The following is a 13,437-nucleotide window of genomic DNA, read 5'->3' on the forward strand; positions in this document are numbered from 1 at the left end:
GCGGCGTTGCGCGGCGCCGATGCACTCTTGATCGCCACCGAGTGGAAGAATTTTAGGGCGCCGTCCTTCGAGCTGATCCGCGACCAGCTCAAGACCGCCGTCATCTTCGACGGCCGCAACCTCTATGACCCGGCAGTCGTCGCCCGCCACGGCATCCAATACGTCTCCATCGGCCGCAAGGCGTCATAACACCGGCAAAGAAAGGGCCCGCGCGAGCGGGCTCTTTTGTCTGATGCGGCGCTCACTGGTTGCGGCGCTTGCCTTCCATCAGGTCGAGCACCGCGCGGGCGGCGTCGAGCACATTGGTGCCGGGTCCGAAGACCGCCGACACGCCATGGTCAAGCAGGTACTGATAATCCTGCCGCGGAATGACGCCGCCGACCACCACGATGATATCCGCAGCGCCCTTGGCCTTGAGAGCCTGGACAAGCTGTGGGGCAAGCGTCTTGTGGCCGGCCGCCAGCGACGACATGCCGACGACGTGGACCCTGGAGGCGATCGCCGTGTCTGCGGCTTCGCCCGGCGTCTGAAACAGCGGCCCGGCAATGACCTCGAAACCGATGTCGCCAAAGGCCGAGGCGATAATCTTGGCACCGCGATCGTGGCCATCCTGGCCGAGCTTGGCCACCATGACACGCGGCTTTTCACCCAGTGAGCCGGCAAACTGTTCGAGCCGCGACACCAACGTCTGGAATTCCGGCTCGTCGTCATAGGCCTTGCCATAGACGTTTTCGACCACTTCCGGCACCGCCGCATGGTCGCCAAAGGCGCGGCGCATGGCATCGGAAATCTCGCCGACCGTGGCACGGGCGCGGGACGCGTCGACGGCCGCGGCAAGGATGTTGCCTTCACCTGAGCGAGCGACCTGTTCCAGCGCGGCAATCGTTTCGGCGACGCGCTTCGGGTCGCGCTGGCGGCGGGTGCGCTCGATACGGGCGATCTGCGACAGGCGCACGGCGGAATTGTCGATCTCAAGGATATCGAGATGATCTTCCTGCTCGAGGCGGTACTTGTTGACGCCAACGATGACCTCGTCACCTTTGTCGACGGCGGCCTGGCGCCGGGTCGCCGCCTCCTCGATCATCCGCTTGGGCAATCCGCTCGCGACAGCCTTGGTCATGCCGCCCATCGCCTCGACCTCCTCGATCAGCGCCCAGGCCTTCTCAGCGAGGTCGTTGGTCAGGGCCTCGACATAATAGGAGCCGGCGAGTGGGTCGACGACCTTGGTCACGCCGGTCTCATGCTGCAGGATCAACTGGGTGTTGCGGGCGATACGGGCCGAAAACTCGGTTGGAAGTGCTATCGCCTCGTCGAAGGAGTTGGTGTGCAGCGACTGCGTGCCGCCGAGGGCCGCCGACATCGCCTCGAAGGCGGTGCGGACGATGTTGTTGTAGGGATCCTGCTCCTGCAGCGACACGCCGGAGGTCTGGCAGTGCGTGCGCAGCATCAGCGACGAGGCCTTCTTCGGCTCGAACTCGGTCATGATGCGCGACCACAGCAAGCGCGCCGCCCGCAGCTTTGCCGCCTCCATGAAGAAGTTCATGCCGATGGCGAAGAAGAAGGACAGCCGGCCGGCGAAGTCGTCGACATTGAGCCCCTTCTTCAGCGCCGCACGAACATATTCGCGCCCATCGGCCAGGGTGAAGGCAAGTTCCTGCACCAGCGTCGAACCGGCCTCCTGCATGTGGTAGCCGGAGATCGAGATCGAGTTGAACTTCGGCATCTCTCTGGCCGTGTACTCGATGATGTCGGCAACTATGCGCATCGAGGGTTCGGGCGGGTAGATGTAGGTGTTGCGGACCATGAACTCCTTGAGGATGTCGTTCTGGATGGTCCCCGACAGCTTCTCGCGCGACACGCCCTGTTCCTCGCCCGCGACGATGAAATTGGCGAGGATCGGGATGACAGCGCCGTTCATGGTCATCGACACCGAGATCTGCTCGAGCGGGATGCCGTCGAACAGGATCTTCATGTCCTCGACGGAATCGATTGCCACGCCGGCCTTGCCGACGTCACCTTCGACGCGCGGATGGTCCGAGTCATAACCGCGATGGGTGGCGAGGTCGAAGGCGACCGACACGCCCTGCTGGCCGGCGGCGAGCGCCTTGCGGTAGAAGTTGTTGGAAGCCTCCGCCGTGGAGAAGCCGGCATATTGCCGGATCGTCCAGGGGCGGCCGGTGTACATGGTGGCGCGTGGACCGCGCAGGAACGGCGCGATGCCCGGCAGCGTGCCGAGATGGCCGATGCCTTGGAGATCATCCGCCGTGTAGAGCGGCTTGACCTCGATGCCCTCAGGCGTGTTCCAGGTCAGCGTGTCGGGCGATGCCTTGATCTCGCGCTCGGCGAGTTTTTTCCAGGAATCGATTGTTGGTTTGTCGGTCATGTGCTGCTTCCATTCGGCAACTCGGCGAGCGCCATCTTGTTGCGCGGGCCAGCGGCCCAGTCCCGCACAACCAGAAAACCCGCCAGCAGATAGATCAGGAGAATCGTATTGGTGTGCGCGTTGAAGGAGAGTGTCCCCGTATCAACGAGCCAACCGCCGGTCGCGATGAATATCTCGCCGGCGAGGCAGAGCAGAGCGATCCTGCGGATACTGACGTAGCCATAGACAAGTTTCGTGACAATCGAGAAACCGGCAGCCGCCCAGATACCCCATACCATCGCATTGAAAAGATGGATGACATATGGCGCGCCGCCAGGTGTTTGCACACCGACCAGCAACTGGAGGCCGGGCGTATGGAGACCCCAGCTCGCAACGTAGGCTGTCTGAGACAGGATTGCGCCAAAGAGGCCGCCGAAAAGGCAGGCGGCGGTCTTCGCGTCTTCCCGGATACTCTCTCTGGTCACTCGAACTCCATGATCAGCTCGTCGACTGCGAGGCTTTCGCCCGCTGTCGCCGCCACGCGCTTGACCGTGCCCTTGCGCTCGGCGCGCAGCACGTTTTCCATTTTCATCGCCTCGACGGTTGCCAGCGACTGGCCGGCCTCGACGGTGTCGCCTTGCTTGACGAGGATCGACGTCACCACGCCCGGCATCGGGCAGAGCAGCATCTTCGAGGTATCCGGCGGCAGCTTGACCGGCATCAGCCTGGCCAACTGGGCGACGCGCGGGCTGCGCACATGGGTCACCACGTCCATGCCGCGCCAGCGCAGGCGCCAGCCTGTGCCCGACCGCGACACCTTCACGCCGATGGACGTGCCATCGACGGCAAAGTTGGCGTGCGGGTGGCCTGGCAGCCAGTCGCTCGACACCGCAAGTGTGGTGCCGTCGTCGAATTCGACCATCATGCCGTCGGCTCCGTCCCTGACATGGAGCGGCAGGGTGAAGCCGGCAAGGGTGACCACCCAGTCGGCGCCGACGGGACGCTGGTGGTTGGCGAGCGAGCCAGAGATCTGGGTGCCGCGACGCTGGACGGACTGGTTGATAAGTGCCGCCACCGCGGCAAGCTTGCGGGCATCGGACTCGGAGGGTGCCACGCCGGCAAAGCCGTCGGGGAACTCCTCGGCGATGTAGGCGGTGGTCAGCGCGCCGGAGCGGAACCGCTCCTGGTCCATGACCGCCGAGAGGAACGGCAGATTGTGGCCGATGCCTTCGACTTCGAAATCGTCCAGCGCCCGGCTCATCGCCTCGACCGCCATCAGGCGATCCGGCGCCCAGGTGCAGAGCTTGGCGATCATCGGATCATAATACATCGAGATTTCGCCGCCCTCGAAGACGCCGGTATCGTTGCGGACGATGGTGCCGTCGTCGCGCTTGCCCTCGACCGGCGGGCGGTAGCGGGTCAGCCGGCCGATCGACGGCAGGAAGTTGCGGTAGGGATCCTCGGCATAGAGGCGGCTTTCGACGGCCCAGCCGTTAAGCTTCACGTCGGCTTGCGCAAAGCGAAGCTTCTCGCCGGCGGCGACGCGGATCATCTCCTCGACCAGGTCGATGCCGGTGATCAATTCCGTCACCGGGTGCTCGACCTGCAAGCGGGTGTTCATCTCGAGGAAGTAGAAGTTCCTGTTGCCGTCGACGATGAACTCGACCGTGCCGGCCGAGAAGTAGCCGACGGCCTTGCCGAGCGCCACGGCCTGTTCGCCCATTGCCTTGCGGGTGGCGGCGTCGAGGAAGGGCGACGGCGCCTCCTCGATGACCTTCTGGTTGCGGCGCTGGATCGAACATTCGCGCTCACCGAGATAGACAAGGTTGCCGTGCTGGTCGCCCAGGACCTGGATCTCGATGTGACGCGGCTGGGTAACGAATTTTTCGATGAAGATGCGGTCGTCGCCGAAGGAGGACTTGGCCTCGTTCCTGGACGACTGGAAACCCTCGCGCGCCTCGGCGTCGTTCCAGGCAATGCGCATGCCCTTGCCGCCGCCGCCGGCGGAGGCCTTGATCATGACGGGATAACCGATCGAATTGGCGATCTTGACCGCCTCCTCGGCATCCTCGATCAGGCCCATATGGCCGGGCACGGTGTTGACGCCGGCGGAGGCCGCGATCTTCTTCGAGGTGATCTTGTCGCCCATCGCTTCGATGGCAACCGGCGGCGGACCGATGAAGGCGACGCCCTCGCCCTTCAGCGCCTCGGCGAAATTCGGGTTCTCCGACAGGAAGCCGTAGCCGGGATGCACCGCATCGGCGCCGGTTTGCCTGATCGCGTCGATGATCTTCTGGATGACGATGTAGGACTGGTTCGATGGTGCCGGTCCGATATGGACGGCCTCGTCGGCCATCTTCACATGCAAGGCCTCGCGGTCGGCGTCGGAATAGACCGCGACCGTTGCGATACCAAGCTTCTGGGCCGTCTTGATGACCCGGCAGGCGATCTCGCCACGATTGGCGATGAGGATTTTCTTGAACATGTTTGTCCTGCTCACAGCGGTATCGTGTCGTGCTTCTTCCACGGCGCATCGAGCTTCTTGCCGCGCAGGGCGGCGAAAGCGCGGGCGATGCGGCGGCGCGACGAGTGCGGCATGATCACCTCGTCGATGAAGCCGCGCTCGGCTGCCTTGAACGGGTTGGCGAAGTTGGTCTCGTACTCCTTGGTGCGCTCGGCGATCTTGCCGGCGTCGCCCAGTTCGGAGCGATAGAGGATCTCGGTCGCGCCCTTGGCACCCATCACGGCGATCTCCGCCGTCGGCCAGGCATAGTTGATGTCGGCGCCGATATGCTTGGAGGCCATGACGTCATAGGCGCCGCCATAGGCTTTTCGGGTGATCAGCGTCACCATCGGCACGGTGGCCTGGCTGTAGGCGAAGAGTAGCTTGGCGCCATGCTTGATGACGCCGCCATATTCCTGGGCGGTACCAGGCAGGAAGCCCGGCACGTCGACCAAGGTCAGGATCGGGATCGAGAAGGCATCGCAGAAACGGACGAAACGCGCAGCCTTGCGCGATGAATCGATGTCGAGACAGCCGGCCAGCACCATCGGCTGGTTGGCGACCACGCCGACGCTCTGGCCCTCGATGCGCATGAAGCCGGTGATGATGTTCTTGGCGAAGGCTTCCTGGATTTCGAAGAAATCGCCCTCGTCGGCGATCGCCAGGATCAGCTCCTTCATGTCGTAGGGTTTGGTCGCGCTGTCGGGGATCAGCGTGTCGAGCCGCATCTCCAGCCGGCTCGGGTCGTCGTGGAACGGCCGTACCGGCGGCTTCTCGCGGTTGTTGAGCGGCAGGAAGTCGAACAGCAGGCGGACCTGCTCCAGCGCCTCGATGTCGTTTTCGTAGGCGCCGTCGGCAACCGAGGACTTCGCGGTGTGCGTGCGGGCGCCGCCGAGTTCTTCTGCCGTGACTATCTCGTTGGTGACCGTCTTCACCACGTCCGGGCCGGTAACGAACATGTAGGACGAGTCACGCACCATGAAGATGAAGTCGGTCATGGCCGGCGAATAGACTGCGCCGCCGGCGCAGGGCCCCATGATGACCGAGATCTGCGGCACGACGCCGGAGGCATCGACATTGCGCTTGAATACGTCGGCATAGCCGGCGAGCGAAGCGACGCCTTCCTGGATGCGGGCGCCGCCGGAGTCGTTCAGGCCGATGACGGGCGCGCCGTTGCGCATCGCCATGTCCATGATCTTGCAGATTTTCTGCGCGTGCGTCTCCGACAGCGAGCCGCCGAGCACGGTGAAGTCCTGGCTGAAGACATAGACCAGGCGACCGTTGATGGTGCCCCAGCCGGTAACGACGCCGTCACCCGCCACCTTCTGCTCGGCCATGCCGAAATCGGTGGTGCGGTGGGTGACATACATGTCGAACTCTTCGAAGGAGCCTTCATCGAGCAGCACGTCGATGCGTTCGCGCGCCGTCAGCTTGCCCTTGGCATGCTGGGCATCGATGCGCTTCTGGCCGCCGCCGAGGCGGGCCTCGGCGCGGCGGGCTTCCAGTTGTTCGAGTACGGCGCGCATCAGTTCATGCCCTTGTGAGAAAGCCATTTCCAGGCGGCGGGGAAGGCGATCGCGGCAAGCACGGCCTTCATGACGTCGCCTGATATGAAGGGGTAGAGGCCGAAGGCCAGCACAGGCTTGTCCCAGCCGACGACATTGCCGAGCCAGAGCAGGCCGGGCACATAGATGACGGCTCCGGCAAGCAGTGCGGCCAGCATGGCGGTGGCAGCGTTGCGGTCCCAGCCGCGCTCGGCGAGCCAGCCGGCGAGTACTGCGGCAGGCAGGTAGCCGGCGAGATAACCGCCGGTCGGGCCCGTCATGTAGGCGAGGCCGATGCCCTTTTCGGGCGTGCCGGCAAAGACCGGCAGGCCAAGAGCGCCCTGCGCGAGATAGAGAGCAACGGCAGCAGTGCCACGTACCGGGCCGAGCGCCAGGCCGAGGCCGATGACGACAAGCGTCTGCATGGTCATGGGAACGGGGTAGAACGGCACCTGGATCTTGGCGGAGGCGGTCAAAAGCAACGAGCCCGCGACGACGGCCACGATGTCCATTGTGCTGAGCCGGCTGGTCCGCCTGTCGGCAACGGTCTGGTAGAGCGTCATGGGGCTTTCTCCCGCGCTACGAGGTTGAAAAACAATGGCCTCTCGCCGCGTCAGCGGCAAGCAGCGAAGTTGGCGCAATAGCCCCATGGCGCGCGCAGGAAAACAGTTGAAAGTGTGCAAAAGCGTAATATACAAATTCGAGAAATGTAAATTGCGAATTTGCAAACATGGCGACCCGCAAACTCTATATCGGCCGCAAGGTGCGCGAGCTGCGCGAGGCCAACAAGGCGACGCAGGCGAGCTTCGCCGAGCGCATCGGCATCTCGACCAGCTATCTCAACCAGATCGAGAACAACCAGCGTCCGGTTTCCGCCTCGGTGCTGCTCGCGCTCGCCGAAAAATTCCAGATCGACATCTCGGAGATTTCGCAGGGCGACAATGACCGGCTGCTGTCGGCGCTGACGGAGGCACTGTCCGATCCGATCTTTGAGAACTACGCGCCCAACCTGCAGGAACTGAAGCTGATGACGCAGAACGCGCCGGGCTTCGCCCGGGCGCTGATCTCGGCCCATCAAGCCTATCGCCGCAATTCCGAGCAGCTGGCGAGCCTTGACGACACACTGGGGCGCGGCACATCGGCCTCCGAGCCGACGCCCTATGAGGAAGTGCGCGACTTCTTCCATTTCGTCGACAATTACATCCACGCGCTCGACGTGGCGGCCGAGCGGCTGGCCGGGGAGCTCGGCATCGGCGAGCGCGACAGTTATGCGGCGATGGCGGGGCATCTGGACAGCCGGCACGGCGTCCGCATCGCCCGCGCCGATGCCGACGACGATGCGCTGAGGCGCTTCGACGCCAAGTCGGGGGTGCTGTTCCTCAACCCCTACTCGCCTCTGGCCACCCGCAGCTTCCAGATCGCCTTCCAGATCGCCGAGATGGAGATGGAGGCCGAGGTGGCACAGATCGCTCGTTCGGCCGAATTCCGTACCAGCGAGGCGCAGGAAATCTGCAAGATGGGGCTGCGCAATTATTTCGCCGGCGCGCTGACCCTCCCCTATCAGGCCTTCATGCGCGCGGCGGCGGAGCTGCGCCACGACCTCGAGCTGATGGCCGCGCATTTCGGCGCCTCGATCGAGCAGGTGGCCCACCGCCTCAGTACGCTGCAGCGGCCGGGGCACAAGGGCGTGCCGATCTTCTTTGCCCGCATCGACCGCGCCGGCAACATCACCAAGCGCCACAGTGCCGCCAAGCTGCAGTTCGCTCGTTTCGGCGCGGCCTGTCCGCTGTGGAACGTGCACCAGGCCTTCGAGACGCCGGGCCGGATCATCCGCCAGCTGGCCGAGACGCCCGACGGCGCGCGATATCTCTGCATCGCCACGGAAATCTCCAAGGGCGGCGGCGGCTTCAACGCGCCGCACCGGCGCTATTCCATCGCGCTTGGCTGCGAGGTCACTTACGCGCAGGATTTTGTCTATGCCGACGGGTTGGAGCTGGGTAGCAGAACCGCCTTCGATCCGATCGGCATTTCATGCCGCATCTGCGAGCGCACCAACTGCCTCCAGCGCGCCGTGCCGCCGCTCAAGCGCCGGCTGGTAATCGACAAGGACGTCCGTCACCCCCTTCCCTATCGAATCGGCTGAGGATCAGCCGTCTTGGCGGACCGTCAGCCCGCCAACCGCCAGCGTCAGCCAGCCCAGGATCATGCCGGTGCCGCCCAAGGGGGCGGCGAAGGGAAACAGGCGTTGGCCCAGATAGTCGCGCGCCAGGAGATCGCCTGAGAACAGCAACACTGACAGGAGTAGAATGGCTGCTCCGACGTGCAGGGTGCGGCTGTGGGCTGCCATCAGCGACAGAGCGATCAGTACAGGCGCATGAAACAGCAGAAAATTAGCCGCAGTGGCGACATTTGCGCTGCCGCCATGGCTGGCCGCCGCCGACAGCGCCACGCCGGCTGCGCCGCACAGCGCCGCTGCGACAAACAGAAACCGGTCGAATTTCATTGATTTGCTCCTGAGGGCGCTTTCCCGGGAAGATACGCGGAAGCTGCGAAGATGCCTGCCAAAATTCCATCCGTTTGCCGCGCCGATTGCCGCAGCCCTGCCGCTTTTCTGTGGAGCTTGAGACGGCGCGGGAAAATGGTCGTTTGGCGTTCCGCCCGGCAGTCACTATGTTCGCGCACCCGTACAACAGGCACCAGGATTCCATGGCTGGCGACATCAGGAAAATCGCTGCGATCATTGCAGCCGAGATCAATGCGAAGGCCGAGCAGGTCATAGCTGCCGTCGGGCTGCTCGACGAGGGTGCGACCGTTCCCTTCGTCGCCCGCTACCGCAAGGAAGTCACCGGCGGCCTCGACGACACCCAGCTGCGCGATCTCTCCGAACGCCTCGCCTATCTGCGCGAACTCGAGGCGCGCCGCACTGCCATCGTCGAATCCATCACCAGCCAGGGCAAGATGACCGACGAGCTGGCGATCCGCATCGCCACCGTCACCACCAAGGCCGAGCTCGAAGACATCTACCTGCCTTACAAGCCCAAGCGCCGCACCAAAGCGGAAATCGCCAGGGAGCGCGGGCTTGGACCGCTGGCAGAAGCCATCCTCGCCGACCGTTCGAAAGTGCCCGCTGAGCTCGCCGTGCCTTACGTCGTCGGCGAAGTGGCCGATGTGAAGGCGGCGCTGGAAGGCGCGCGCGACATCGTCGCCGAGGGCATTTCGGAAAACGCCGATCTCCTCGGCCGCCTGCGCACCCACATGAAGGAACGCGCCGTCATGCGTGCCCGCGTCGTCGACGGCAAGCAGGACGCCGGCGCCAAGTTCTCCGATTATTTCGACCATTCCGAGCGCTGGGCCTCCGTGCCGAGCCACCGGGCGCTCGCCATGCTGCGCGGCCGCAACGAGGACGTGCTGACGCTCGACCTCGAGATCGATGCCGACGACACCTCGCCGGTCAAGCCGGTCGAGCGCATGATCGCCGCCGCCTACCAGATTGGATCGACCCTGCCCGGCGACCAGTGGCTGATGCAGGTCGCCGGCTGGACCTGGCGCGTGAAACTGTCGCTTTCGCTGTCGCTCGACCTGATGCGCGACCTGCGCGAGGCGGCCGAGGAAGAGGCGATCCGCGTGTTCTCGCGCAACCTCAAGGACCTGTTGCTCGCCGCCCCTGCCGGCTCGCGCGCCACCATGGGCCTCGATCCGGGCATCCGCACCGGGGTCAAGGTTGCGGTCATCGACGCCACCGGCAAGGTGCTCGACACCACCACGGTCTACCCCTTCCCGCCGAAGAACGACGTGCGTGGAACCCAGGCTGAACTGGCCCGGCTTATCATCCGCCACAAGGTCGAGCTGATCGCCATCGGCAACGGCACCGGCAGCCGCGAAACCGAGCGCCTCGTCGCCGACATGCTGACTGACATGCCGGCACCCAAGCCGACAAAGGTCATTGTCAGCGAGGCCGGCGCCTCGGTCTATTCGGCCTCCGCTACGGCCGCGGCCGAGTTCCCCAATCTCGACGTGTCGCTGCGTGGTGCCGTATCGATTGCGCGCCGTCTGCAGGATCCGCTCGCCGAGCTGGTCAAGATCGAGCCCAAGTCGATCGGCGTCGGTCAGTACCAGCACGACGTCGACCAGTATCGCCTCGGACGTTCGCTCGAAGCGGTGGTCGAGGATGCGGTGAACGCCGTCGGTGTCGACCTCAACACCGCCTCTGCCCCCCTGCTCGCTCGTGTCTCCGGTCTCGGGCCGTCGCTGGCCGAGTCGATCGTCGCCTACCGTGACGCCTCGGGCGCCTTCGCCACACGTCGCGACCTGTTGTCGGTTCCCCGCCTTGGCCAGCGCGCCTTCGAACAATGCGCCGGCTTCCTGCGCATCCGTGACGGCAAGGAGCCGCTCGATGCTTCGTCCGTCCATCCTGAAGCCTATGGCGTCGCCAAGAAGATCGTGGCGTCCTGCGGCCGTGACCTGCGCCAGCTGATGGGTGACAGTGCAGCGCTTAAGGCGATCGATCCGCGCGCCTTCGTCGACGAACGTTTCGGCCTGCCGACGGTGCGCGACATCATCGCCGAGCTGGAAAAACCGGGTCGCGACCCGCGTCCGGGCTTCAAGACCGCGACCTTCGCCGACGGCGTCGACGACATCAAGGATCTCAAGCCCGGCATGCTGCTCGAAGGTACCGTCACTAACGTCGCCGCTTTCGGCGCCTTCGTTGACATTGGCGTGCATCAGGACGGCCTCGTCCATGTCTCGCAGCTGGCCGACAAGTTCGTGAAGGACCCACATGAGGTGGTGAAGGCCGGCGACGTGGTGAAAGTCCGCGTCGTCGAGGTCGACATTGCGCGCAAGCGCATCGGGCTTACCATGCGCAAGGATGGCGGCGAGCCGGCGCCCCGCTCGGCCGCTCCCGCCAAGAGCCGCGACATGAAGTTCGCGTCATCGAAGCCGCAGCCAAACAAGGCGGACCAGCAAGGTGCGTTCGGCGCGGCCCTGCTCGAGGCGATGAAGCGCAAGTGAGCAAGCCTGGGCGATCACGCTGCTATCGCAGCGGCATGATCGCCCTTGCCCGCTTGCCCGTTCCTGCTTAGAAAGCCCGGGAAACGCGGCCCCAGCCGGCCGCTTGCAAAAGGTGCCGTGCTCAAATGTCCAAGTGGAAAGACGTCAAGAAGGTCGTGCTCGCCTATTCCGGCGGTCTCGACACCTCCATCATCCTGAAGTGGCTGCAGACCGAGCTCAACGCCGAGGTCGTCACCTTCACTGCCGATCTCGGCCAGGGCGAGGAGCTCGAGCCGGCGCGCAAGAAGGCCGAGATGCTGGGCATCAAGGAGATCTTCATCGAGGACGTGCGCGAAGAATTCGTCCGCGACTTTGTTTTCCCGATGTTCCGCGCCAATGCCGTCTATGAAGGCGTTTACCTGCTCGGCACTTCGATTGCTCGTCCGCTGATCTCCAAGCACCTCGTCGATATCGCCAGGAAGACCGGTGCAGACGCAATCGCCCACGGCGCCACTGGCAAGGGCAACGATCAGGTCCGCTTCGAGCTGTCGGCCTATGCGCTCAATCCCGACATCAAGATCATCGCACCGTGGCGCGACTGGTCGTTCAAGAGCCGCACCGACCTGCTCGACTTCGCCGAAAAGCACCAGATCCCGGTCGCCAAGGACAAGAAGGGTGAGGCCCCCTTCTCCGTGGATGCCAACCTTTTGCACTCGTCCTCCGAGGGCAAAGTACTGGAAGATCCGGCCGTCGAGGCACCCGAATATGTGCACATGCGCACCATTTCGCCCGAGGCTGCGCCTGACAAGGCAACCATCATCAAGATCGGCTTCGAAAAGGGTGATGCCGTCTCGATCAATGGCGAGCGCCTGTCACCGGCGGCGCTGCTGGCCAAGCTCAACGACTACGGCCGCGACAACGGCATCGGCCGTCTCGACCTGGTCGAGAACCGCTTCGTCGGCATGAAGAGCCGCGGCGTCTACGAGACCCCGGGCGGCACGATCCTGCTTCAGGCGCACCGCGCCATCGAATCGATCACGCTCGACCGTGGTGCCGCGCATCTCAAGGATGAGCTGATGCCGCGTTACGCCGAGCTGATCTATTACGGCTTCTGGTTCTCGCCCGAGCGCCAGATGCTGCAGGCAGCGATCGACCTCAGCCAGAAGGACGTCGAGGGCGAAGTCACCCTCAAGCTCTACAAGGGCAATGTCATGGTCATCGGCCGAGAGAGCGCGAAGTCGCTCTATTCCGACAAGCTGGTCACCTTCGAGGACGACCAGGGCGCCTACGACCAGAAGGACGCCGCCGGCTTCATCAAGCTCAACGCCTTGCGCCTGCGCACGCTCGCCGCGCGTAACCGGCAATGACGAGCTTTTTCTTCTCCCCGTTCTACGGGGAGAAGATGCCGGCAGGCAGACAAGCCTCTCAGAATTACGCGCTGCCCCTTATTCAGCCTTTTGGGCCACATTCTCCCCGCAAGCGGGGAGAATGAAAGACTCACGCCCCACCTTCGTAATAATCCTCGAGATACGCCCGCTTGGCCGCCTCGTCGCGCGCTGAATAGAGGTACCGGCTGAAGGCCAGCCGCTCGTGGTTCACTGCGGCCAGCTCCCAGACACAGAAGGTGGCGCGGTGCGGGCCGGGCAGCGGAAACAGCGAGAAATCGGGGGCGTCCGATGTCTTGGCGTAGACCGTTTCCCACATCTCGTTGGCATTGCGCCACGAACTCACCAGCAGAAAATGAAAATCGCCGCCGCAGCGGTGCAGGATGACAAAGCCGAGCTCGCCCTTGAGCTTGAGTCGCCCGGTTGCCGTCTCCGCCGCCAGGAAACGCTGTGCCAGCGCACTGGTGTCGCGTGTCACCGGCGTCGCGGCTTCCGCGATGTCGTACCACTTCAGCAGGCCGCCGCCGGCGGGTGCCGGCAACCCCGGTGTCACGGTCTTTGGGTAATGGCTGTAGCCTTCGACATTGCCGAAGCGCGAGAGATCGGCGGGCAGGCCGCTCTGGCTGTTCATGACAAGATCCTCGTCCGCATTGA

At 64.3% G+C, this 13,437-nt stretch carries 11 protein-coding genes (1 of these 11 running past the window's edge); 4 read left to right on the top strand and 7 right to left on the bottom strand.

Annotation, left to right across the window (positions count from 1 at the left end; all coding sequences use genetic code 11):
• Window positions 1–189, top strand: the 3' portion of a protein-coding gene (locus H5P29_RS04765) for a UDP-glucose/GDP-mannose dehydrogenase family protein (RefSeq protein ID WP_185910249.1). The gene continues 1,239 nt to the left of window position 1, outside the view; the window shows 189 of its 1,428 coding nt (coding positions 1,240–1,428); its start codon lies beyond the left edge, outside the window; the stop codon is at window positions 187–189.
• 52 nt (window positions 190–241) lie between these two features.
• Here the strand turns inward: H5P29_RS04765 and scpA are convergent, their stop codons facing one another.
• The 5 genes from scpA to H5P29_RS04790 are packed head-to-tail and all read right to left on the bottom strand — an operon-like array spanning window position 242 to window position 6,972.
• Window positions 242–2,383 (bottom strand): methylmalonyl-CoA mutase, encoded by a 2,142-nt coding sequence (gene scpA / locus H5P29_RS04770; RefSeq protein ID WP_067955833.1) that lies wholly within the window; start codon window positions 2,381–2,383, stop codon window positions 242–244.
• Entirely contained in the window at window positions 2,380–2,847 is a 468-nt protein-coding gene (locus H5P29_RS04775) for a hypothetical protein (RefSeq protein ID WP_154386245.1), read from the bottom strand. The genes scpA and H5P29_RS04775 overlap by 4 nt, the downstream gene beginning before the upstream one ends.
• Window positions 2,844–4,847, bottom strand: a complete 2,004-nt coding sequence (locus tag H5P29_RS04780) for an acetyl/propionyl/methylcrotonyl-CoA carboxylase subunit alpha (protein WP_154386246.1) — start codon at window positions 4,845–4,847, stop codon at window positions 2,844–2,846. The genes H5P29_RS04775 and H5P29_RS04780 overlap by 4 nt, the downstream gene beginning before the upstream one ends.
• An 11-nt stretch (window positions 4,848–4,858) precedes the next feature.
• Window positions 4,859–6,391 carry an acyl-CoA carboxylase subunit beta gene (locus H5P29_RS04785; protein WP_067955836.1) on the bottom strand — a complete coding sequence of 511 codons (1,533 nt, stop codon included), beginning with the start codon at window positions 6,389–6,391 and terminating at the stop codon, window positions 4,859–4,861.
• A complete protein-coding gene (locus H5P29_RS04790; protein WP_154386247.1) occupies window positions 6,391–6,972 on the bottom strand; it encodes a biotin transporter BioY in 582 nt (193 codons plus the stop codon). The genes H5P29_RS04785 and H5P29_RS04790 overlap by 1 nt, the downstream gene beginning before the upstream one ends.
• 167 nt (window positions 6,973–7,139) lie before the next feature.
• Between H5P29_RS04790 and H5P29_RS04795 the strand changes: the two genes are divergently transcribed.
• Window positions 7,140–8,552 carry a short-chain fatty acyl-CoA regulator family protein gene (locus tag H5P29_RS04795; RefSeq protein WP_154386248.1) on the top strand — a complete coding sequence of 471 codons (1,413 nt, stop codon included), beginning with the start codon at window positions 7,140–7,142 and terminating at the stop codon, window positions 8,550–8,552.
• Between the two features lie 3 nt (window positions 8,553–8,555).
• On the opposite strand, the gene H5P29_RS04800 is transcribed toward H5P29_RS04795, so the two are convergent.
• Entirely contained in the window at window positions 8,556–8,912 is a 357-nt protein-coding gene (locus H5P29_RS04800; protein ID WP_154386249.1) for a DUF423 domain-containing protein, read from the bottom strand.
• A 203-nt stretch (window positions 8,913–9,115) separates the two neighbouring features.
• Here H5P29_RS04800 and H5P29_RS04805 point away from each other — a divergent pair, with 203 nt between their 5' ends.
• Complete coding sequence (locus H5P29_RS04805; protein WP_154386250.1) at window positions 9,116–11,419, top strand: Tex family protein; 2,304 nt, start codon at window positions 9,116–9,118, stop codon at window positions 11,417–11,419.
• Window positions 11,420–11,544: 125 nt separating this feature from the next.
• Complete coding sequence (locus H5P29_RS04810; RefSeq protein ID WP_067955844.1) at window positions 11,545–12,765, top strand: argininosuccinate synthase; 1,221 nt, start codon at window positions 11,545–11,547, stop codon at window positions 12,763–12,765.
• 130 nt (window positions 12,766–12,895) lie between these two features.
• Here H5P29_RS04810 and H5P29_RS04815 read toward each other — a convergent pair whose 3' ends face one another.
• A complete protein-coding gene (locus tag H5P29_RS04815; RefSeq protein WP_154386251.1) occupies window positions 12,896–13,414 on the bottom strand; it encodes a hypothetical protein in 519 nt (172 codons plus the stop codon).
• Window positions 13,415–13,437 lie beyond the last annotated feature (23 nt).

The organism is Aminobacter sp. MDW-2 (assembly GCF_014250155.1).
In the GTDB taxonomy this organism is placed as follows: Bacteria; Pseudomonadota; Alphaproteobacteria; order Rhizobiales; family Rhizobiaceae; genus Aminobacter; species Aminobacter ciceronei.

Excerpts from the sequence above, each read along its gene's own strand:
- H5P29_RS04800 (WP_154386249.1), bottom strand. The coding sequence starts at position 8,912 with ATGAAATTCGACCGGTTTCTGTTTGTCGCAGCGGCGCTGTGCGGCGCA.
- H5P29_RS04805 (WP_154386250.1), top strand. The coding sequence starts at position 9,116 with ATGGCTGGCGACATCAGGAAAATCGCTGCGATCATTGCAGCCGAGATC.
- H5P29_RS04790 (WP_154386247.1), bottom strand. The coding sequence starts at position 6,972 with ATGACGCTCTACCAGACCGTTGCCGACAGGCGGACCAGCCGGCTCAGC.
- H5P29_RS04810 (WP_067955844.1), top strand. The coding sequence starts at position 11,545 with ATGTCCAAGTGGAAAGACGTCAAGAAGGTCGTGCTCGCCTATTCCGGC.
- H5P29_RS04795 (WP_154386248.1), top strand. The coding sequence starts at position 7,140 with ATGGCGACCCGCAAACTCTATATCGGCCGCAAGGTGCGCGAGCTGCGC.
- H5P29_RS04785 (WP_067955836.1), bottom strand. The coding sequence starts at position 6,391 with ATGCGCGCCGTACTCGAACAACTGGAAGCCCGCCGCGCCGAGGCCCGC.
- scpA (WP_067955833.1), bottom strand. The coding sequence starts at position 2,383 with ATGACCGACAAACCAACAATCGATTCCTGGAAAAAACTCGCCGAGCGC.
- H5P29_RS04815 (WP_154386251.1), bottom strand. The coding sequence starts at position 13,414 with ATGAACAGCCAGAGCGGCCTGCCCGCCGATCTCTCGCGCTTCGGCAAT.
- H5P29_RS04780 (WP_154386246.1), bottom strand. The coding sequence starts at position 4,847 with ATGTTCAAGAAAATCCTCATCGCCAATCGTGGCGAGATCGCCTGCCGG.